Here is a 20,379-nt window from a genome sequence, read left to right as displayed (position 1 = left end):
AAATTGAATGAATACACCTCATGTTACTTATTTCACATAACGTTTTGAAAGAAAATGTGCAGTGCGATTCTTCTGCACATTTCTTTTAACCTATTAAAGATTTTCTGCAACTGCTGTCTTACCAGCGATCCGTCCAAAGGTAAAGATATCAGTCAATGAGTTACCACCAAGGCGATTTCCTGCATGGATTCCTCCTGCTACTTCACCAGCTGCATATAGACCTTTGATCACTTGATTTTCTTTTGATAACACATGGGTTTGTGTATCGATCTTTAACCCCCCCATGGTGTGATGTACTGCCGGTTTTCTTGGAGTTGCATAAAATGGAGCAGTCGTTACTTTAAGATCAAACACATCTTTGCCAAATTCAGGATCTTTTCCTGCATCGACATAGGCGTTGTATGCAGTGATCGTTTCTTTCAAGATGGTTGGATCAACATTAATTTGTTCTGCTAATTCTTCAAGGGTATCGGCGCGGAATAATGTTCCGTTAGCTACTTGTTTGTCGATTTTTTCTTGGGACGTATTGTACGCTGTTTTCTTGATTTCTTCATCAGCAATCAAATAGAATAGGCCACCATTATCGATTGCTGCTTGTGTCAATACATCACGGCTTTCATATTCATTGACGAAACGTTTGCCTTCTTGATTGACCATCACAAAGTTTGCGGGAGGTACTTGCAGACCGCTGAATAATGCTCCTGTATTCGGATCAGATACCGGCATCATTTGTGAGAAGCCCATTCCAACTAGATCCGCACCGGCACTTTCCCCTAGTTTGATACCATCCCCTGTGATTGCCGGCGAATTGGAAGTTTTGATGTCATCTTCGATTTCAGTCCAATATGTGTTGTACTGCTTCAGCATTTGTGTATTCGCACCGAAGCCACCAGAAGCTAAGATAACTGCTTTGGCATGGATCGTTACTTTTTGTCCATTGCGACCTTCCCCAATGATCCCTACGACTTGTCCCTCTTCGATGATCAATTCTTTGACTGGTGTGTCGGTAAGAATTTTTCCACCATTTTCATTGACGAAATTGTGTAGGGCAGAAACAAAAGCGTACCCTTCATTTTTCAATGGTTTATGGCCTCGGCGCCATTTTGCTCCAACTGGCATATCGACATGTTTGTAATCAAATTCAACGCCGATTTCTTCTAGCCATTTCACAGACTCTAGTGCACGATCAGTTAGGATTTTTACTAAGTCATATTGACCGTAAATCACATTTCCTTCTAAGTCGGTCCGTTTGCCGCCTAAATAAGTTTGGATACGATGCCAGATGGCAGAGTCAAATAAGAATTCTTTTTCTGGAGTCGTTGCTTGTAAATACGTTGTGATTTGTTCTTTCAACAATCGAAAATCAGCCAAGTATTCTGCATCAATGGTTGCTTCATCTAAGGCAATGATTTCTTCTAGCGCAGCCCGTTCACCTGGAAGCGCAGCAAATGTTTTTTGCCAATCCGGATCTGCGGCATTCATTGGTCCACCCGTGCGAACGGTATTTCCACCGATGGCTGGGTATTTTTCAACTAAAATCACCTCTTTGCCTTCTTGAAGGATACTTGCTGCGGCACTCAATCCTGCCCCACCACCACCGACAACGATGATATCCGTGGTGTAAGTTTCATCTTCCGTTTTTAGCGCACTGGCTGCCTTAGGACGTTTTCTTAAAACATCTGGGTTTGCACCAGCCATTTTCACTGCTTTCGCGACACCATCAACGACACCGTTACTGGTAACGGAAGCACCTGAGATCGCATCGACGTTCAATGTTTGGCCTTCAATGATTTCTTGTGGAACACGCGCAAAGACCACATCTGCGATTCCTTCCGATTCACCGGAAGTATCGATATTGATTGCTTCGATCCGTTCTTCACTTAATGTAACCACCATTGGTAAATCACCATTGTGTCCTGGTGCCGTGACAGTATAATTCCCAGGCTGATAAACTACTTCTTCGGGAACATTCAAGATATTAGCAACTTCTGTAAAGCGAATGAATTTTCTAAAACAGCTTTCCAAAAAGTCAACAGTCCGTTGATCTTTCAGCTGCCCATTTTCATCGAATGCTTGATGCGCACGACCTAAAAGAAATTCATTACCAGGCATAACCGTTGCATTGACACCAGGTGCATCAAGAATTTGACGCAAGTGTAGTTGTGCCCGTGAAGAACCTTGGACGTCATAAGAAGCACCCACGATCATCACTGGTTTGCCATCAAACGGGTGTAGATTGAAGGACAACCACTCTAAGACACTTTTTAGTGCGGATGGTATGGAATGATTGTGTTCTGGTGTCGCGATAATCACGCCATCGGCAGCCAAAATTTTTTGATTTAATGTTTGAATGACTTCACTATTGGTTTGATCCTCTGTTTCATTGAACATAGGAACTTGATCAATTTCTAAAATTTCGATTTCTGCTAAATCGGCAAATGCTTGTTGCATATATGTCACCAGTTGGCGATTAGTCGATTTCTTTGCATTTGTACCGATCATACCGACAAATTTCATGGACATTTCCTCTCTTTCTTATACCTGTTCCCAAGAAAATTTCTTTGAGCGCTCTTTGGCAGTCGAATATTCACTGACGAGACGATTCGTGATTTCCACGAATAATTTGAATTCATTGAAGCAATCTTCTAATTCAGCGACTTTTTCCTCATCTTTTAAGCATCCTTCTTCATCAAAGGCTTGCATCGAATGACCGAGTAAAAATTCGGCACTAGGCATGATTCGTGCTTTGACTTCCGGTGCATCAAGAATTTGGCGAAGATGTGCTTGCGCTCGGGAAGAACCTAAAGCACCAAGTGAGGCACCAGTGATCATCACTGGTTTGTCGATCAAGGGACGGGTCGTATAAGAAAGCCATTCAATCATGCTTTTTAGTACTGCTGGAATGGAATGATCGTATTCAGGTGTACTGATAATCACGCCATCAGCAGCCTCGATTTTTTCTGCTAATTCTCGAACTGCTTCAGGTGCTGTTCTGTCTTCTGGTTCATTGAATGCTGGCAGATCTTTGATTTCGCAAAGCTCGATTTCTGCCTGATCTTTGAAATGGGTTTGGATAAATTGCAATAACTGGCGATTGGTCGAACGTGCAGAGTTAGTGCCAACGATTCCGATCAGTTTCATACTCATCTCTCCTAAATGTGATAAATTTAACAATTGATTCGATTATAACTCGCTTTTAGATCAATTGTTTCAAAAGTTAATCGTACAAATAGTCGTCTTAGAAAGATAAAAATGGTCAAACTCAGCTTAAATCTCTCTGATTTCATTCCGATAGAAGGATCTGAAGGACAATTTATTTGTTCCAATTAAGTACTTCTACAGTTTAGTCTGACCATTCACATTTGTGAAATATTTATTTAATTATATTATGATAACTTTTTTGTTATAATAGACATATTTCTACGGAAGGAGCAACTTCTATGTCTCTTAAAGATTCCCATTTGATGCTGCAGTACATCGACACATTACTAAAGTACAATAACTATACCAAAGCAGCGAAAGACCTATTTATTTCTCAGCCTTATCTTACGCAAGCCATCAAAAAAGTCGAACAAGAGTTGGGAACGGCCATCATTATTCGTCAGTCAGGTGTTTTGCATTTGACTGAAGCCGGTAAAATCTATTATCAATACCTTGAAACATTGGAAACCGCTTCCGCGAAATTTCGTCATCGGTTACTGCGCTACACATCACCAGAAACCAAAACATTGCGATTGGGTATCTTGCCCAGTCTGGGCTCGTTCTTGCTCCCACTTTTTTTACCTGACTATTTGGCAGAACACCAGGATGTGACCGTTTTTTTGCGTGAAGATTTGCCAAAGCACAATGAGAAACGTTTATTAAGTAATCAATTGGATTTTTTTGTTGGCCAGAACCCGGAGACTATTTCACCTAATTTGACGACTTACGCCACAAAGAGTGAAAATTATTTTGCGATCATCCCCCCTATTTCGCCTTTGTATCAAGCAAACAAAAAATTTCTCTCTCAAGACAGTGTTTCAATGAAAGAACTGTTACAAAGCCCGTTGATATTGACGACAAGCGGCTCCGCGATTCGTCGGCAAATTGATCAATTATTGAAAAAGTACAAAGTTGAACCAACCATTCTCGTAGAAAGCAGCAATATTTATACTGCAGCAGCACTTGCTGAAAACAATCTCGGGTTGGCCATCGTTCCTGAAAGTGTCTTGCAAGCAGCGACAATGACGCCTTTCAACCTTTATCCGATACCTGAAGAAATGCTAACGTTAAATTATTTTATCGCTCATCAAGCAGAGCGTCCGTTATCGATAGCTGATCAAAACTTGATTCGCTATTTTCTAGAAAAAGTATGATCGCTAAAACCGCCATCAAAAGTAAAAAAAACATACTCAAAGAAGAAAGAGTCAGAAGTAATGGTATGTCAAACGAGCTAAACAGATTAAGCAGGCACTTTAAGATCGTGCAATTGCCAGGGGGGCGCAGTCGTTCTGCTATCTTGTTTCACCAGTTTAAATACTTCATTTTACTTCATTTACCAGACTCTGAAAGCTGCTTTGTCAAGGCAGTTTCGTCTCTATCTTTGAGTATGTTTCAATTAGGCTTTTTGATTCGTTTCAGGTAACTCAATCAGTGGTTGTAGCGTAGAGGGATAAAGCAATTGGCCTTGTCGGGTTACGATTAATCCAGTGATGCCATCGAGTTGGCTGAGTTGTTTCATGATTTCTTCAGGTTTTTTACCAAAGAGACGTGTGGTCCAAATTTCGCCATCCACTGAACGATCGGAAATAATCGTGATACTTGCTAACGCTGATTCTATCGGATAACCGGTTTTACGATTGAAAATATGATGATAGGTCTTACCGTCGACGGTGTGGGAACGTTCATAGATCCCTGAGGTTACGATAGAACGATCGCGGATTTTTAAGGCTGCCACGAAATTTCCTCTTGGCAAAAAAGGATTCTGAATTCCGATACGCCATAAGTGATCCGCATGATTTGGTGTTTCACCAAAGGTAACAACATTCCCGCCCAGATCAATCAAAGCGGCACTGACACCAGATTGCTTAAAAAAATCTGCCAGCTGATCTGCGAAATAGCCTTTGGCCACAGCACCTAGGTCTATTGACATACCGGCAGCTAAGGCAACGCTCTGCTGTTTGTTATCCAATTCGATTCGTTGAGGATCGGTCACCTGTAGTAATTCCGTCACTTTTTCGGCAGTCGGCACTTTGGCATCTGAGAAACCAATACGCCACTCCTGAATCAGGGGTCCCATCGCGATGTTCAAGAAACTATCCTCTGGCAAGCTGTGCTCTTTTGCTAAGGCGATCAAAGCAAACAAGTCTTTGGCTACTTTGGTCGGCTGAATTCCGGCGTTTTGATTGACTTTCATCAGATCTGAAGCAGGATCATTGGCACTAAACCGTTTTTCAAACGCTCTGATTTGTTGGACTGCTGCTTCCAAAATTGGTGTGGGATCTTCATGTTGGATCCAAAGCTGAATGATCGTTCCCATCGCTTTGACTTGTCTTTTTCCTTCTTGCATCCGTTCGTTTCGCCCCTAGTTTTTTTTGTTCATCATAGCAGTTTTTCAGAAAAAATTGAATGCCTTTAGCAAATAAATGCAACTATAAGAAAGTCGCAGACAGGTATTAAAACATTAAATCACCCGGTTCAATGAAATCATTTCGATCAATCCTTGCGCCGCTTCTGAACCTTTATTGCCCGCTTTGGTTCCGGCCCGCTCAATGGCTTGTTCGATAGTTTCTGTAGTTAGAACGCCAAACATGACTGGAATGTCTGCCGCTAATCCAACTTGGGCCACGCCTTTCGCGACTTCATTGCTAACAAGCTCATAATGGGTAGTCGCACCGCGGATAACTGCACCCAGTGTGATCAAGCCATCGTATTGCTTCACGTTGACTAATTTTTTTGTTATATAGGGAATTTCAAAGGCACCGGGTACCCAGTAAACATCAATGTCTTCTTCTTTTACTCCATGCCGTATCAAATTATCTTGGGCGCCACTCAAAAGTTTCGCCGTAATAAACTCGTTAAAACGCGCAACCACGATCCCTACTTTCATTCCTTGTCCGTCAAATGTTCCTTCAAATTGTGTCATGTTGTGCTCTCCTTCTTTCTCAAAGTGATAATAAATGATGGAATTTTTCTTTTTTTGTTTGAAGATAACGATTATTTTCTGCAACTGGAGTTATTTCCAGCGGAATTCTTTCAGCAACATGAATGCCATGAGCTTCTAACTCGGTGATTTTTTCTGGATTATTTGTCAGCAAGCGAATCGTATTGATGCCAAGAGACTTCAGAATAATCGCCGCAAAACCATAATCCCGTTCATCTGGACGAAAACCTAATTCAACATTGGCTTCATACGTATCCAAGCCTTTTTCCTGTAATTGATACGCCTGCAGTTTCTGTTTCAAGCCGATACCTCGGCCTTCCTGACGCAAATACAAGATGGCTCCGGTACCTTCTTTTTCGATTTGACGCATGGCTTCATGTAGTTGTTCCCCGCAATCGCACCGCTGGGATCCAAAAACATCTCCAGTCAAGCATTCTGAGTGAAGACGAACCAATAATGGTTTTGCGGGATTAGTCAAATCCCCTTTTGCTAATACTAAGTGCTCAAGATGATGCTGATCTTCAAATAAGGTTAAATCGAAGGATCCAAATGCGGTTGGCAATTGAACGGTTAACTGACTTGTTGCCATATAAGTCGCTAACTCTTCGATAGTGATCATCGGCAGCTGCCATTTTTTCGCGAGTTGAGCCAATTGTGGGCGGCGAGCCATCGTGCCATCCTCATTTAGAATCTCACAAATATAGGCCGCTTCACTTTGATTGGTCAATTTTGCTAAATCCAATGCAGCCTCGGTATGGCCCCTTCTTTCCAGTACCCCGCCTATCCTTCCGATCAACGGGAAAATATGACCTGGTTTTTGAAAGTCCTCTTCCTTAGTTTGAGGATTAGCCAATGCTCGGATCGTTCGCGCGCGTTCTTCAGCAGAAATTCCTGTTGTCGTTGAACGGTGATCGACACTTATAGTGAAGGCTGTTTTGAAAGTATCCGTATTTTGCGCGACCATTTCAGTTAGCTGCAAGCGGTCAGCTAGTTGAGCTGAGATAGGTGCGCAAATCAACCCTCGAGCAAATTTCGTCATAAAATTCACGCTTTCCATCGTAGCTAGATTAGCGATTCCAACAAGGTCTCCTTCCGCTTCCCGGTCGTCATCATCAGCAACAATAATTAATTGCCCATTTCTTAAATAGTCTAATGCTGTTTCGATTTTATTTTTACTCATAGGACATTTCCTTTCTTCCGCCACGGATCAGTTGATTGGCTTTGACATATTTTCCTAATAGATCTGTTTCAACATTCACTGCTTCACCGCGGTTAAGTCGCCCCAGATTGGTTTGATTTTTGGAATGAGGAATCAGTCCAACGGAGAAATAGCGCAGTGTGGTCTCGATAATCGTCAAACTAACCCCATTCAATGCGATAGAGCCCTGTGGAATGATCTCATTTCTCAGTTCGTCGGGATAAGCAAATGTCAGAATCAGCGCATTCTCCAACACACGCTTTTCTAGCAGCGTTGTCGTAGTATCTACATGACCTGCCACCAAGTGTCCTTCCAAGCGGCCGTTGAAAGCTAACGCTCGTTCCAAATTGACTTCGTCATTGATTTTTGCGGTCGAAAAGGTGGTTCGTTGATAAGTTTCCGGCATGATCTCGACAGTGAATTCTTGTTTGCCAGTCTTGATCGCTGTCAAACATACGCCATTGATCGCCATACTATCGCCAACCCGATAATCCGTTAACAATGCTTCAGAAGCATGACAAGTCAATGCAATGGTGCGACCACTAGGCACGATCCGTGTGATCTTACCCTTTTCTTGAATGAGTCCGGTAAACATTTTCCTGCCTCCTTCCAACGATCCTTAACTCTTCTCCGACCGGTTCAACAGTGACTTCCGTTAGCGCAAACATCTGATTCACTTCTCGAGAACTAGCAAAACTCGCTGTTCCATTGCCGCCGATAAGTTTTGGCGAAAGATAGGTGATAACTTGATCCCAATAACCATCCGCCAGAAAGGCATCATGAATGCTGCTTCCGCCTTCAACATAAACCGATTGAATCTTGCGTCGATACAATTCTTTCATGACAAACGAGAGAGTCAGTGAAGGCGTGGTAATGATTTTCACGTGATTTGAGAAAACAGTTTGGACTTTTTTCGTAGTAAAGACCAGTACAGGACTACTGGTATCCTCAAAAAGAGTTAGCTGCTGTTTCAAGGTTTCTCCTTTACGATCTAGGACCACTCGATAAGTCGGAAAGGCAGCCTCTGTCCGCAAAGTAGGATTATCGATTAAGGCAGTGCGGCTCCCTATCAAAATAGCCTGGTAGTCTGAACGTTCCTGACGAACCCGGCGCAATGCAGCTTCACCGGTTATCCTTGTTCGCTGACCAGCCAAAGCGATTTTTCCATCAAGTGTGGTTGCTTGCTTTAAAGCCACAAAAGGACGTTGCTCTTCGTGATACGTATTATAGTGGCGATTGATTTCACGTACCTCCTTTTCTAAAACGCCGGTGATCACTGCTACTCCTTGTGATTCTAAAAACGCTTTGCCCTTGCCAGATACCAACGGATTGGGATCCAATTGACCAATTACCACTTTTTTGATGCCGCTTTGTAGAATAGCAGTTGTACAAGGTGGCTGTTTTCCGTAATGGTGGCAAGGCTCAAGGGTCACATAAATGGTTGAATCAATTAGTTTTTCGGGGGAACTACATGAATCGATGGCGTTCTTTTCCGCATGTGGCTGGCCATAAGTCATGTGGCTGCCTACAGCAACTATTTCCTCATCTTTCACAATGACAGCACCGACTAAAGGGTTCGTGAAGGTTTGTCCTTTGCCTTTTAGTGCTTCGGATATGGCGCGCTTCATATACGTTTCATGCATAAACATTCCTCCTTTCTTTAAATAAAAAGACCTCGTGCATAAGTACACGAGGTCTTGATTAGACAAACTCAAAGAAACGATGACCAAAAGGATAGACTCCTCCCGTCAATATTCTTGTAAGTTTTTCTTCTCCCATCCAGACTTTAACTGTCGGTTCCAGAGTTTCACTGGATCAACCGCACGAATGCGGGTCACGGACTTCAAGCATTGCTTGTCACCGTCGGTCGGGAATCACACCCTGCCCCGAAGAAACATATTCAATTCACGTTAGATACTACTATTTTTTAATTCAGGTGTCAAACCCCTCTTCTATCCTTTTTAAATAACAATTAAAACAAATGTTTAAGTCCAACATTCGCCGTTATCTGAGAAGACTTTAAAAAGTTTTTTTAGAATTTAGCGACCTCCAAGCAAACAATTAAAAGAGGTTTTTCGGATAAATTATTTCTCTTTTTATATTTTATTTATTTCGATTGAATAACACGTTTTTTTGAACAGATAAAAAAAGACTTTTAAAGAGTTTAAGAAACAATCTCTTTAAAAGTCTTACGAATGGAATAAATATGTTATTTTGCTGTAGTGAAATAAAGTTTCTGACTCGTTAAGTTTTCCAAAGAAAGCAGAAAGAAACTGGCAGCTAATAAATCGGCACTTCCGCCGGGTGAAACATTTTGCTGTTGACAATAGTTGTTCAATGCTTCAAAAGCAGCGCTAGGAATGGGCTGTTTATTGGCTTGCTTTGCCAACTGTTGAACATGGTTCAGCACTTGTTGATCGCTGCGATACAAAATACAAGTATCATCAAGAGTGGCCATGATCGCTAGGAGCATATGGAGTCTTTTTTCTGGTGAATCTTTTATTTGTCGTGACAAAAAATCAGATAATGCCACTTGAACATGAGGAAAACCTGCTGCTGCTTCCCCAAAAGCACCCGTATAACCATATTTTTGTTTGACTTTGTTTCCGTGACTTCCAGTAGCCACAACTTGTATCCGACGATCTGGATAAGCGACCAGTTGTTGAATCTCTGTAAAAATCTTTGGTAAAAACAACTGACGATCACAGCTGTATTGGCTACTGATCACACTGATAAACAATCCCATTGCCCAAATGGCCCCTTTATGGGTATTGACTCCACCAGTAGCTGCAAACATGGCTGTTTCAGCACGGCGACCAATCTCAGCGATCGCTTCTCTGACGGCTTGGCTCGGTCTTTTTTGCCAAGAAGCCAGCGCCATTTCTTCAAAAAATGGTGTCAGCGTTTGTGCAGATAAGACAAATAGTTCGTGATTCATATCGCTATGTGAACCAGTTGTAAAACGATCGACTAAGCCTGGCTTGGGTGAGAGTTCCACTTCATCGATCAGCGCTTTTTCAACTAGTTTTGCCAGTTGATGACAGGTAGCGAAGGCAGATTGTTCTTCCATAAGATCCCCTCTTTTTATGAATTAATTACTAAATGGTCCTTTGATCCCTGACCAAATCACATGCAGAAGATAGCTTAATAAAAAGCTGCAGCTGGCAGTAGCTAAGTAGGCAACAAGAATCATGATTCCCGTTGGTAATTGTAATAGTGTATCTTTGAAACAAACTAGAATAACTTGAAATACAAATACATTGGCTAAATAGGTACGGTACGCATATACAGATAACCATTTGAATGCACGAAGCTGTGGTGCATTGTTCTTGATCATAGTTGAGCCTAACATAAAGACGCCGAAGATCACCACTAAGCTATAAAGACTTTGTAATGTATTCAAATAAGGTGCATGAGCGAAAGAAAGATCTCCGCTAAAGTGTAATAAATGATCAGCTGAAAATAAAGCTAATACTAAGCCAACTGGCAATAGTGCATAGCGCATTTTATATAAAAAGCGGTAAATGGCTTCATGATACATCAATGCCGCTTCGCCATAAATACCATAAATCACAAAGCTAGCAACGAAACGATCCAATAAGTACCAGTTGTCATGATGAGGTCCGGCAAAAACTTGCGCATCATAGAATAAATACCAAGCTACATATAAAACTGTCGCAACGATTAGGACAGGCCAAACATTTTTCTTGTTTGAAAAGACTTTGTAGCCTAACCATACGAAAAACGGCATCAATAATTGAATTTGAAGCATCATCACGGTATACCATAGATGGGGTGCGCCGTCACCGGTAATATATTTCAATAAGAATGAAGCAGTATCTGTGTAGGGTTGACCTTGTTGAACGGCTGGAAAGAGCCATAAGTATGCAGTCGTCCACAACAGATAAGGAACCACTAATTCAAAGAATTTTTCTTTCAGAAATTCCCAATAAGAAAGATGTTGGCTTGTTTTTACCATATTATAAACAATTGCAAAAATAAACATTGGTGCGGTGTATTTCACGATGACATAAAATATACCAATAAAGGCGGCGGTTTTTTCGTTTTGGACATTTGCTAAAGCAAAACTCAAAACAGTCTGCATCATAACGGCGGTCACAGCAAAGACTTTTAGGAAGTCGCTGATATTGATTTTGATTTCTTTATTCTCGAACATTTTTTTCGCTCACTTTTCTTATATTTACCAAATCTCGTTGGTGAGTTTTGGACCCTCGTCTGTCTTAAGTAATAGTTTCTTTTGGGGGTTCCTCAAATATTCTTTTAAGGAAAAACCGCCTTTTTTAGTTATTACTTGAATATCTAAATCATTGAAAAAATCTTTATTGTCCTGAATGAGTTGTAAAGGAAGTTGAGTGGCAGAATCAGCATAAAGCAAGAGATCCAAGTCACTGGTTACTTTGATCGCGGTTTGGTCTGAAGCCAATTCAAACCCCAAACTGCCACCCACACCCCACTGACAATCACACAACAATCGTTGTGCCTCACGATATTGGCGATAAACAGGATAATCTGCAATGTCTTTTTGGCGAAAACTTTCTTTGGCAATCAGCTGCCATGGATGAATGGTCGCCATCACATACTTGGAAAGTATCTCGGTGCCGAAGCGCTGTACCCGTTTTGTTCCTCGAAAGCCGACAAGGATATGTTGTGGGCTTTGAGGAATGCCTCTACGGACAGTCGCATACATTTTTTCCCTTTGTTGCAGCCAATCTGGTAAAACGAGATCAGCAAGCGCTTGGTTATCGATCAATACAATATCGTGGGCAAAGTTCATTGTTTAATCAGTCCATTCTTCATTCATACGGGCAAAAACTTTATTTGTTTCTAAACGACCGCCTTTAACAGCAATCTCGTTGGTGTATCGGTTGGTCAACATAGTGTCGTTTGTTTGACGAACATCAAGAATCGCTGCATTGATGGCGTCGATCACCGCATTGACATGGTCAGCGCTGGTTTCTTGATCCGTAATTGATTCTAAGAAAGTGAAAATCGCACCAAGCTTCGTATAATTTTTGATGTCGTAGGCAATACTTGGCACTTTTTCTGCTGCTGCTTCGATCGCTGCGATTGACCGTTTTGTTACACGGCTGGCGCTTTCTTTAGACATTGCTTGAACAGTGATATTGCTACTATTCAAAGCGATCAAGCGACTAGATTGTAAGCCATGGGCTAAGAATGCACCAGAGATCGCATTCCCAGCGATAAAGCCGATCACTGGATGACCTGCTTGACGCAATTTTGCATAAGCTGCAGCACTATTTGCTAAGGCTACGTGGATTCCAATCAATTCTTCGTTATAACCGTAAGCTTGACTTGGTACGTCGATCACGACAACAACCGGACGTTTCACGGCCTTCTCTTTGTCTTCTTGATAAACGGTTTCTAAGACATGAGCCATTTCAAAACCTTCGATCAAGCCAACTTCCCCATTACGAACACGGTACATTGGGTTTTGTGCATTTGGGACAATGGCTGTGACAACCGCATCTTCGTTGAATAAGTTTGAAGCTGCAGCATAAACCGTGGCACTTGTAGAAGTTGGGTGTTTCAACCCTGTCAATGCCGCAAACCAGTCGTAACCAACACTTGTAGCAGCATCTTCTGTCCCTTCTGTTACGTTGATTTCCTTCACAGCTGCTGATTTGTGAGCGGCTAATGCTTGATTGTACTTGTCAATCGCCATTGGTTTGGATAAATCTAGTTTTGCCAACAAAGAAAGATAAAAGTCGGCGTTTTCGCTGCGATGGCTGTCTTTCTTTTCGTTGATTGCTGCAATCACAGCTGCTTTGATTGCCTCAACGCTATCTGTTACTAATTCATCAACGATTTGCGCATTCAACCGTTGCCGGGCACCGATCGTGTTCCAGATCAAGTCTTTATCACTGGAATCAAATTCGCGAACACCCGCTTCTTGTTCAATCACTTCTGGTCCATTTAAACCGATCCGGGCTTTTTTGGTAGCAATCAAATAGCTCATTAAGGCTGAAGTGATGGACATCCCCCCAAATGAACCAACACGACCAGGAACTAAGCCGATGACTGGAACATATTTTTTCAAAGCGACAATCAAATTACCAATTTCGGAAATCGAGAGCAACCCGTAATTGGCTTCTTGCAAACGGACACCACCAGTATCCAATACAATGATTGGATAGATTTCGTGGCCGTTTTGGTTTTCTTCCAGTACATGGGTCAAAGCGGCAATGATTTTCGCACCGGAAACTTCACCGATACCGCCACCTTGGAATTTACCTTCCATAGCAATAACGACTACTTCTTTGTCAGAAATTTTACCGCGGCTAACCACGATCCCGTCATCACTTTGGGGAACAATATCTTGTGCGACCAAATTAGGCGCGATCATTTGATCAAAGGGATCAATCAATTCACGGCCATTATCAACTAACGCATTGACACGTTCGCGGGCATTTAATTCAACAAAACTATTTTTCATCTGAAAGTTCCTCCATTGCTTGTGTTAATCGAAGATAGACAACTCCAGGAGTAGCACCAAAGTCATTGATAACCATGTCTGCGGTGATTGGGTAACGTTCAAAGAAGCGTGTCAAAACATTTTGCCAAACATCGCCAAAGCCGTCACTTCCGGTACAAATCTTCACTGAAGTTTCCGCTTTATCTGTTGGAAAAAGTAAAATTTCTAAATCCCCTGAACCAACCACACCAACATGGATTTTTTCTTTGATGGGTTTGGTTGTTTTATAGGTATATGCTAATTGTTCCATTTTATTCTTCTCTCCTTTATGACCAAGTTCTAAATTTCATAGGTGGTTGATACAAGCCATCAGACCATTCGATCAAATCATCCACGGTTTGCGCAGCTAGTAATGAACGTTTCGCATCGCTGCGTTTGATACCAAGATCTTCTGGTAATTTTACAATGCCAGCAGCACGCAATTGATCCAATGATTCTTTGGTACTCGTCATACCTAATGGGGTGACACCGCCGATTACTGCGATTGCTGCTTGTTTTTGTTCTTTAGAAGTGGCTTTATAAAGGTAAGCAATTCCTTCTTCGGTCACAATATGAGTTGTGTCATCACTGTAGATCATTACAGGGGCGTTGGCTAAGCCCGCTTGTTTTTGAACGTCCAATGCATCTAGTGTTTCAACAAAGACTGGTTTTTTGTTTGAGCTGTAAGTTTCGACCATTTGAACAACTAATTTTTGACCTTTGCCTAATGGATCCTTTTCGTCACGCAATGATTGCCATGCCGGTGTTGAGTGACGACGACCGCCAGGGTTATGACCCATGTTTGGCGCACCGCCAAAACCAGATAAACGTCCTTTGGTTACGGTTGAAGAATTTCCTTCATAATCCAATTGCAGAGTGGAACCGATGAACATATCAACCGCATATTGACCAGCTGTTTGCGACAAAGCACGGTTACTACGCATCGTACCGTCTTTCCCAACAAAGAAAATATCTGGACGAGCAGCAATATATTCTTCCATCCCTACTTCGCCGCCAAAACTGTGAATGCTTTCGACCCAACCAGATTCAATAGCAGGAATCATTGTTGGATGTGGATTTAAGACCCAGTTTTTAGCAACTTTCCCTTTGATTCCTAACGTTTCGCCATAGGTTGGTAAAAGTAGCTCGATAGCGGCAGTGTTGAACCCAATCCCATGATTCAATGATTGAACTTCATGTTCGGCATAAATTCCTTTTAATGCCATCATTGCCATCAAGATTTGTAATTCGGTGATGTTTTGAGGGTCCCGAGTAAATAATGCTTCTAATTGATAAGGTTGATCAGCCAGGACAACGATATCGATCCAATCACTTGGAATATCGACCCGTGGCAATTCGTCTACCACTTCATTGACTTGCACGATGACGATGCCATCTTTAAAAGCAGCAGCTTCAACGATAGTTGGTGTTTCTTCTGTATTGTAGCCTGTATAAAGATTTCCTTGTTTATCGGCTTTGTCTGCAGCGACAAGAACGACATTAGGAATCAAATCAACGAACAAACGTCCGTATAATTCTAAATAAGTATGAATATCGCCTAATTTCATTGTGCCGTCTTCGATCATTTGAGCGACACGTGTGCTTTGGGCACCAGCGTATGAAAAATCGATTTTTGCTGCGATGCCTTTTTCAAAGATAGTTAAATGTTCTGGACGAGAAATACTCGACATGATCATATGCAATTGATTGACTTTATCTGTATTGACTTGTTCCAAACTTTTTGAAAGGAAGCTTGCTTGTTTTTGGTTATCTCCTTCTAGAACGACTTTGTCACCTGGTTGAATAACCGTTTCTAACACTTCGATAATGGTTTCAGTTGGTACATATTTTCCATCAAGCAAATGTTCGATTTTTTTCATTGTTTGGGCTTTTTGCTCGCGTTTGCTGGCCCAGTTTCTTGCTGGTTTTTCCATTGTGTTCATCTCCATTTTTGATATAGGAATATGGCATCATCAATACCGTGTTGGTCCAAGTTGATGGTTCGGATCACCTTGTTTTCACCAAATTTCGCATGAATCAGCTTTGTTAAGGTATTGCCGGGAGGAAATTCAAGAGCGATATCGGTTCCCATTTCTTTTATGACATCCATCATTTTGTTCCATTGCACTGGATGAGCAATATTTTGTAACAGATCTTTGCGGATCTCCGCTGGATCAGTTGTCAATCGTCCGTCAATATTTTTGACATAAGGACAAGCTGGCGAATTGATCGTGACGTTCTGCAAGAAGGGCTCAAACTTTTTGACGGTTTCGTCCATCAATTCACAATGAGATGGAACAGGAACTGCTAGTAGCTTTGCGGTCTGGGCATGATACGTTTTCGCATGGTCTAATGCTTGCTGCAAACCCTTGATATGTCCAGATAAGGTATGTTGCATTGGGCAATTTTCATTAGATAGATACACAGGAAAATTGATGTCAAAACTTTCTGCAACTACCTTTTCCGCTTCTGATCTTGTCAGCCCAACGATTACACCCATCGCATAGTCCGCAGGATACGCTTCTTTCATCAGTGTCGCTCGATGATAGACCAGACTGGCAGTATTTTCAAAGCTCAGACATTCACTAGCCAATGCTGCGCAAAAAGCGCCGATTGAATGACCTGCGACCAAATCAGGATAAATGCCTGCTTTCTTGATCTGGTCGGTATAATAAGCAGCTTTGACAAGCATAGCTAATTGAATATAGACAGTGTCATTTTCAATGTTCGTTGCCTTTTTCAATTGATAGCCAGTAGCTTGTTCCAAGCGAATGAAGTAATCATCTGGTACATCATGCAACATGTCGCTTGTTTGACTGCCTTGACCTGGGAATAAGAAACCTGTACTCATGAAGAACCTCCTTAACAATTTCTCTTACACTGTTATTCTAGTCAAAGTTTGTTATAATAAAAAATACCAATTTGATGAGTATCCATAACAAAAAGGTATGGAATAAGGAGTGTCCTATGAACCTCGAACATTTACGTTATTTCCAAAAAGTCGCGGAATCTAAAAATATTACTCAATCTGCGCAAGAACTGTATATTTCGCAACCGGCATTGAGCCGGGCCATGAAACATTTAGAAAGTGATTTAGGCGTGCCTTTGTTCTATCATACTGGCCGTCACATTGAACTGACGATGTATGCGGAAGAATTTTACCCTTATGTCACTAAAACACTGGAACAATATGACCAGGGATTAGAAGCGATTCGATCTCTTAATGAAGAAATCATTCCTTCCATCACGATCTATTCTGAAGTTGCCTCGGTATCAATTCCCAATTTGGTCAAAACTTTTGTTGAGAAGCACCCAGATATTCAACTTTCAATCAAACAACACGGAAAAGCTGAAAAGGAAAAAGGTCGGGTCTTTTACATTACTTCTGAACCGAAAACCGGAATGACGAATTTACCCATTTTTACCGAACCGATTTTGTTGGCCATTCCTAAAAATCATCCATTAGCGAAAAAAGCAGCGCTATTGACCGCTGATATCGTTGATTTGCCACTAATCATGCTGGTATCGAATACACCATTACGACGTACTATTGACGAAGCATTTGAATCAAGGAAAATTGCTTTGAGTATTGGCGCCACCACAGATGATCCGGCAACATTGCGTTCATTAATCAATCAGGGATTAGGGATCACCTTCTTTCCTAAAGTGACCTGGGGCTACAAAGAAAGTGCCCCATTCGTATTGCGCACCTTGGATGATTTCCCGCTCTCTCGTACGATTTATCTGTCTTCCAGCTTTACCGAGGGCCATCCCATCGCAAAAATGATCGCGAAAACGTTGAAAGAGTTTTATCTCTCCTAAGATCGAAATAAAAAGACGAAGTGCTAATTGCCTTTTCGTCTGCCACCTAATTTAAATGAAAATCACAAAAAAAATCCACTTTATACGAGTGGATTTTTTTTTGTGATTTTTACTGTTTTGCTTGATTAGAAGTTGGAAAAGACCACATCATTGATACCTAAGTAATTCAGGACATACAAAAACAGGACTGCTCCGTTGATGAATGTAGAGATCAAAATAATCCCATACCTAATAGAAACGACCCGGTAAAAAAGATGGGGCTGGATACGAGCAAATTTTTTACCGCTATAGGTGAAAGCGATAATCAATAAAATGAGGGCAAAGAATACTTGTAAGATCATTCCCAACAAGTACAAGGATTGTGACGGTATGGAATGCAATTGAAAAAAGTAGCTAGCACAAGTAATCAAATCAATTAAAATAGCGATGACTGGCATCGAGAATTCCTTCTTTCACTAATAGGGTTTACACAATATAGCACGAAAAATGCCAGTCAGTAACTATCATTTTTGTCATCTCCAATCAAATCCTTCAATAGTAAAGAGAACAAAAAGGGCTAATTGAAGAAGATCAATTTTTTTAAGTAATTCTTTTCATTCTTTGATACTATAATAGTAATCCACAACATTGATTTGAAAAATGACGAAGGAAAATAGTGATTCACTTCTCTCAACTACTTATAAAGGAGCGCTGTTATGACCTACTCGGAACGGTTTACCTATGAAATGATTGAATCAAAATTTGATACGACAAGTTTTGACCCAACACCGTATATTAAAAGCACTTTGCTGGACCACTCGTTAAGAGAAAAATTAGTTAAAAATGTCATTGATGGCAAGAATCACATTAATTATTATTTCAATAGTTACTTGATTATTGAACGAGCTTCTCTGTTGGAGCCAACACTTTTTTATCCATACTGGGAGGATTTTTGGCAACTGCATGCCCATAAAAACTCCTATCATCGACGAATCGCCCATGATCTGGTCAGCCATTTAGTTGCTTGTGATATTGAGAATAAGTTTTCAAATATCAAAGACGATTACCTGGGGATGATTGAAACTGAAAAAATCAGCAACTTGCTGATTATGCTTCAAAATGCGATTCGTGTTGCTCAAATTACCCCTCTTGAGGCATTGCCTGCTCTGTTCTCCAAGTTAGAAAACCTACCGCACCTGACAGATAAGCAGAAACAAAGAATCAGTAAACTGCATCGGGAATACGGAACAGCCAGTTAATAAAAGAAGGCGAACAGCAACATTGCCTGTTTGATTTTCTTTAGAAGTTTCTTATTTAAATGGGTTTAGTATTTAAAGAGAGTGCCACATAAAAGTAGAGGCGAACTAAGCATTTCTCCTTTCATAAGCTTGTCCCCTTCTACTTTTTAGCGCTAAAGAAGCTTTTCTAGGACACGATTAAGAAAAGGAGATTTTTATGAAAGCTGAAACAAGACTTTTTGAAACGGTTAAATCGGAGTTACTTCAGCGGTATCCGACAGGTTGGGGTGGTGTTGCCGGTGCCTATTTAGATACTGATGAAATAGTAATTGGCATCTCGCCAGACTTTCCGAATGCCGGTTCCAGTGTGTGTATGGAACTAGGTTGTATGTTGGAAGCGGCTAAAATGAATGCACGAATCACCCATACCCTCTGTTTGGTTCGAGAGGACGAAAATGCTCCCTTCAAAATTCTTTCTCCCTGCGGCATATGTCAAGAACGGCTGGCTCTTTGGGGTGGTGATGTGTTGTGTGCATTGACCACAAAAGATGTTGACAGGATTGAATTTGCAGAATTGAGAAGCTTACAGCCTCATCATTGGCTTGAGGCTTATCAGAAATAAGGATATAATCGAAGGGTGTTTATAACAGATGATGGAAAACCAAATGAATATAATCGAAACAGCCATCCAGTTAAGAAAAGCTGGAAAATTTCAAGATTCAAATGACTTATTGCTAAAAATCTATCCAACTAATCCTGAGAATGCCTATCTAAATTATCAAATTGCTTGGAGCTTTGATGTCTTAGGAAAAGAATCTCAAGCGGTGCCTTATTATGAACGAGCGATTCAATTAGGATTGACTGAGCCAGATCTGGAAGAAGCCTACCTGGGATTAGGCAGTACTTACCGGGCTTTAGGGAACTATCAAAAAGCGGAACAAGTTTTAAGTGAAGCACAAGATAAATTCCCGACTAATAATGCGCTAAAGGTGTTTTATGCGATGGCTCTATTTAACCTTCAGCAATACAGCCAATCCAATCAAATTTTATTAGAACTGCTGGCACAAACTTCATCGGATCAAAATATCAGAGATTATCACAAAGCGATTGCTTTTTATGCTGACAAAATGAATCAAACTTGGGAATAGAATTCCGTAGAAAAAGGACTAGCTGTTTCGCTAGTCCTTTTTCTACGGAATTTATGGAACTAGTTGAATCAGAAATGATCTCACACAACTATTACTCCTTATTGGTAAAGTGCCAGTCTATCTAAGTGAAAATACCAAGTTTTTTAGCAAAAAGTCATTTGGTCTTGCGATAGTAATCTTACTTACTAGGAGTACCTTTATCTGTAGTTTTTTTGTTCTCTGAACTAACATGGTAAGCAACTGAAAAACCTATAAATAAGCCCCCAGTTATCCACCATTTGAAAGGTCTATCGATTAGAATAGATAGTCCCAAATTCAAAAGCAACCCGGCTAAAAAAAGAACCAAAAAAAATTTATAA

At 41.1% G+C, this 20,379-nt stretch carries 20 protein-coding genes and 1 riboswitch; of the genes, 5 read left to right on the top strand and 15 right to left on the bottom strand.

Features of this window, described 5'->3' with window-relative positions; genetic code table 11:
• Window positions 1–93 precede the first annotated feature (93 nt).
• Together ACTFWY_RS03950 and ACTFWY_RS03945 are read right to left on the bottom strand one after the other, a co-directional pair.
• Window positions 94–2,517, bottom strand: coding sequence for a flavocytochrome c (locus ACTFWY_RS03950; protein WP_311828192.1), 2,424 nt, complete (start codon window positions 2,515–2,517; stop codon window positions 94–96).
• Between the two features lie 18 nt (window positions 2,518–2,535).
• Window positions 2,536–3,141 (bottom strand): NADPH-dependent FMN reductase, encoded by a 606-nt coding sequence (locus ACTFWY_RS03945; RefSeq protein WP_103300839.1) that lies wholly within the window; start codon window positions 3,139–3,141, stop codon window positions 2,536–2,538.
• A 299-nt stretch (window positions 3,142–3,440) separates the two neighbouring features.
• Between ACTFWY_RS03945 and ACTFWY_RS03940 the strand changes: the two genes are divergently transcribed.
• Window positions 3,441–4,355, top strand: a complete 915-nt coding sequence (locus tag ACTFWY_RS03940) for a LysR family transcriptional regulator (RefSeq protein ID WP_041120131.1) — start codon at window positions 3,441–3,443, stop codon at window positions 4,353–4,355.
• A gap of 242 nt (window positions 4,356–4,597) precedes the next feature.
• On the opposite strand, the gene ACTFWY_RS03935 is transcribed toward ACTFWY_RS03940, so the two are convergent.
• The 12 genes from ACTFWY_RS03935 to ACTFWY_RS03880 all read right to left on the bottom strand — a co-directional run bounded on the left by ACTFWY_RS03935 (window position 4,598) and on the right by ACTFWY_RS03880 (window position 16,684).
• Window positions 4,598–5,548 (bottom strand): FAD:protein FMN transferase, encoded by a 951-nt coding sequence (locus tag ACTFWY_RS03935; protein WP_113849678.1) that lies wholly within the window; start codon window positions 5,546–5,548, stop codon window positions 4,598–4,600.
• A 114-nt stretch (window positions 5,549–5,662) separates the two neighbouring features.
• Complete coding sequence (ribH, locus tag ACTFWY_RS03930; protein ID WP_003126533.1) at window positions 5,663–6,124, bottom strand: 6,7-dimethyl-8-ribityllumazine synthase; 462 nt, start codon at window positions 6,122–6,124, stop codon at window positions 5,663–5,665.
• 19 nt (window positions 6,125–6,143) lie between these two features.
• Window positions 6,144–7,322 carry a GTP cyclohydrolase II gene (gene ribA / locus ACTFWY_RS03925; RefSeq protein WP_311828191.1) on the bottom strand — a complete coding sequence of 393 codons (1,179 nt, stop codon included), beginning with the start codon at window positions 7,320–7,322 and terminating at the stop codon, window positions 6,144–6,146.
• Entirely contained in the window at window positions 7,315–7,935 is a 621-nt protein-coding gene (locus ACTFWY_RS03920; RefSeq protein WP_021149731.1) for a riboflavin synthase, read from the bottom strand. Before ACTFWY_RS03920 ends, ribA begins: the two co-directional genes overlap by 8 nt.
• Window positions 7,904–8,983: a bifunctional diaminohydroxyphosphoribosylaminopyrimidine deaminase/5-amino-6-(5-phosphoribosylamino)uracil reductase RibD gene (gene ribD / locus ACTFWY_RS03915; RefSeq protein ID WP_311828190.1), complete on the bottom strand. Its 1,080-nt coding sequence runs from the start codon at window positions 8,981–8,983 to the stop codon at window positions 7,904–7,906. Before ribD ends, ACTFWY_RS03920 begins: the two co-directional genes overlap by 32 nt.
• Before the next feature lie 120 nt (window positions 8,984–9,103).
• A riboswitch (FMN riboswitch) is annotated at window positions 9,104–9,238 on the bottom strand.
• A gap of 311 nt (window positions 9,239–9,549) precedes the next feature.
• Window positions 9,550–10,410 carry a triphosphoribosyl-dephospho-CoA synthase MdcB gene (locus ACTFWY_RS03910; RefSeq protein ID WP_113849674.1) on the bottom strand — a complete coding sequence of 287 codons (861 nt, stop codon included), beginning with the start codon at window positions 10,408–10,410 and terminating at the stop codon, window positions 9,550–9,552.
• Between the two features lie 21 nt (window positions 10,411–10,431).
• On the bottom strand, window positions 10,432–11,517 hold the full coding sequence (locus ACTFWY_RS03905) for an acyltransferase family protein (protein ID WP_171917442.1): 1,086 nt from the start codon (window positions 11,515–11,517) through the stop codon (window positions 10,432–10,434).
• 24 nt (window positions 11,518–11,541) lie between these two features.
• Entirely contained in the window at window positions 11,542–12,135 is a 594-nt protein-coding gene (locus tag ACTFWY_RS03900; protein WP_113849673.1) for a malonate decarboxylase holo-ACP synthase, read from the bottom strand.
• Window positions 12,136–12,138: 3 nt separating this feature from the next.
• Entirely contained in the window at window positions 12,139–13,815 is a 1,677-nt protein-coding gene (mdcD, locus tag ACTFWY_RS03895; RefSeq protein ID WP_311828189.1) for a biotin-independent malonate decarboxylase subunit beta, read from the bottom strand.
• Window positions 13,805–14,104, bottom strand: coding sequence for a malonate decarboxylase subunit delta (locus ACTFWY_RS03890; protein WP_060814921.1), 300 nt, complete (start codon window positions 14,102–14,104; stop codon window positions 13,805–13,807). The genes mdcD and ACTFWY_RS03890 overlap by 11 nt, the downstream gene beginning before the upstream one ends.
• 16 nt (window positions 14,105–14,120) lie before the next feature.
• Window positions 14,121–15,767, bottom strand: a complete 1,647-nt coding sequence (gene mdcA, locus ACTFWY_RS03885) for a malonate decarboxylase subunit alpha (protein WP_311828188.1) — start codon at window positions 15,765–15,767, stop codon at window positions 14,121–14,123.
• 5 nt (window positions 15,768–15,772) lie between these two features.
• Window positions 15,773–16,684 carry an ACP S-malonyltransferase gene (locus tag ACTFWY_RS03880; protein ID WP_103300829.1) on the bottom strand — a complete coding sequence of 304 codons (912 nt, stop codon included), beginning with the start codon at window positions 16,682–16,684 and terminating at the stop codon, window positions 15,773–15,775.
• A gap of 116 nt (window positions 16,685–16,800) precedes the next feature.
• Between ACTFWY_RS03880 and ACTFWY_RS03875 the strand changes: the two genes are divergently transcribed.
• A complete protein-coding gene (locus ACTFWY_RS03875; protein ID WP_138371914.1) occupies window positions 16,801–17,655 on the top strand; it encodes a LysR family transcriptional regulator in 855 nt (284 codons plus the stop codon).
• Window positions 17,656–17,780: 125 nt separating this feature from the next.
• On the opposite strand, the gene ACTFWY_RS03870 is transcribed toward ACTFWY_RS03875, so the two are convergent.
• Window positions 17,781–18,092 carry a hypothetical protein gene (locus tag ACTFWY_RS03870; RefSeq protein ID WP_195957223.1) on the bottom strand — a complete coding sequence of 104 codons (312 nt, stop codon included), beginning with the start codon at window positions 18,090–18,092 and terminating at the stop codon, window positions 17,781–17,783.
• Between the two features lie 258 nt (window positions 18,093–18,350).
• Here ACTFWY_RS03870 and ACTFWY_RS03865 point away from each other — a divergent pair, with 258 nt between their 5' ends.
• The 3 genes from ACTFWY_RS03865 (at window position 18,351) to ACTFWY_RS03855 (ending at window position 20,020) form a co-directional block, all read left to right on the top strand.
• Window positions 18,351–18,893 (top strand): hypothetical protein, encoded by a 543-nt coding sequence (locus ACTFWY_RS03865; RefSeq protein ID WP_253937986.1) that lies wholly within the window; start codon window positions 18,351–18,353, stop codon window positions 18,891–18,893.
• A gap of 196 nt (window positions 18,894–19,089) precedes the next feature.
• Window positions 19,090–19,494 carry a cytidine deaminase gene (locus tag ACTFWY_RS03860; RefSeq protein ID WP_138371916.1) on the top strand — a complete coding sequence of 135 codons (405 nt, stop codon included), beginning with the start codon at window positions 19,090–19,092 and terminating at the stop codon, window positions 19,492–19,494.
• Window positions 19,495–19,537: 43 nt separating this feature from the next.
• Complete coding sequence (locus tag ACTFWY_RS03855) at window positions 19,538–20,020, top strand: tetratricopeptide repeat protein (RefSeq protein WP_113850305.1); 483 nt, start codon at window positions 19,538–19,540, stop codon at window positions 20,018–20,020.
• Window positions 20,021–20,379: the final 359 nt, after the last annotated feature.

It is taken from the genome of Enterococcus sp. 125944, assembly GCF_051909435.1.
Lineage (GTDB): Bacteria > Bacillota > Bacilli > Lactobacillales > Enterococcaceae > Enterococcus_D > Enterococcus_D gallinarum.
The sequence above is the reverse complement of the archived record's forward strand: the minus strand, read 5'-3'. Positions and strand labels throughout refer to the sequence as shown.

Bases quoted from the DNA above. Each gene is read 5' to 3' on its own strand.
- ACTFWY_RS03855 (WP_113850305.1), top strand. From the start codon at position 19,538: ATGAATATAATCGAAACAGCCATCCAGTTAAGAAAAGCTGGAAAATTT.
- ACTFWY_RS03950 (WP_311828192.1), bottom strand. From the start codon at position 2,517: ATGAAATTTGTCGGTATGATCGGTACAAATGCAAAGAAATCGACTAAT.
- ACTFWY_RS03945 (WP_103300839.1), bottom strand. From the start codon at position 3,141: ATGAAACTGATCGGAATCGTTGGCACTAACTCTGCACGTTCGACCAAT.
- ACTFWY_RS03865 (WP_253937986.1), top strand. From the start codon at position 18,351: ATGACCTACTCGGAACGGTTTACCTATGAAATGATTGAATCAAAATTT.
- ribH (WP_003126533.1), bottom strand. From the start codon at position 6,124: ATGACACAATTTGAAGGAACATTTGACGGACAAGGAATGAAAGTAGGG.
- ACTFWY_RS03890 (WP_060814921.1), bottom strand. From the start codon at position 14,104: ATGGAACAATTAGCATATACCTATAAAACAACCAAACCCATCAAAGAA.
- ACTFWY_RS03875 (WP_138371914.1), top strand. From the start codon at position 16,801: ATGAACCTCGAACATTTACGTTATTTCCAAAAAGTCGCGGAATCTAAA.
- ACTFWY_RS03900 (WP_113849673.1), bottom strand. From the start codon at position 12,135: ATGAACTTTGCCCACGATATTGTATTGATCGATAACCAAGCGCTTGCT.
- ribD (WP_311828190.1), bottom strand. From the start codon at position 8,983: ATGCATGAAACGTATATGAAGCGCGCCATATCCGAAGCACTAAAAGGC.
- ribA (WP_311828191.1), bottom strand. From the start codon at position 7,322: ATGAGTAAAAATAAAATCGAAACAGCATTAGACTATTTAAGAAATGGG.
- mdcD (WP_311828189.1), bottom strand. From the start codon at position 13,815: ATGAAAAATAGTTTTGTTGAATTAAATGCCCGCGAACGTGTCAATGCG.
- mdcA (WP_311828188.1), bottom strand. From the start codon at position 15,767: ATGGAAAAACCAGCAAGAAACTGGGCCAGCAAACGCGAGCAAAAAGCC.
- ACTFWY_RS03880 (WP_103300829.1), bottom strand. From the start codon at position 16,684: ATGAGTACAGGTTTCTTATTCCCAGGTCAAGGCAGTCAAACAAGCGAC.
- ACTFWY_RS03905 (WP_171917442.1), bottom strand. From the start codon at position 11,517: ATGTTCGAGAATAAAGAAATCAAAATCAATATCAGCGACTTCCTAAAA.
- ACTFWY_RS03860 (WP_138371916.1), top strand. From the start codon at position 19,090: ATGAAAGCTGAAACAAGACTTTTTGAAACGGTTAAATCGGAGTTACTT.
- ACTFWY_RS03920 (WP_021149731.1), bottom strand. From the start codon at position 7,935: ATGTTTACCGGACTCATTCAAGAAAAGGGTAAGATCACACGGATCGTG.
- ACTFWY_RS03935 (WP_113849678.1), bottom strand. From the start codon at position 5,548: ATGCAAGAAGGAAAAAGACAAGTCAAAGCGATGGGAACGATCATTCAG.
- ACTFWY_RS03870 (WP_195957223.1), bottom strand. From the start codon at position 18,092: ATGCCAGTCATCGCTATTTTAATTGATTTGATTACTTGTGCTAGCTAC.
- ACTFWY_RS03940 (WP_041120131.1), top strand. From the start codon at position 3,441: ATGTCTCTTAAAGATTCCCATTTGATGCTGCAGTACATCGACACATTA.
- ACTFWY_RS03910 (WP_113849674.1), bottom strand. From the start codon at position 10,410: ATGGAAGAACAATCTGCCTTCGCTACCTGTCATCAACTGGCAAAACTA.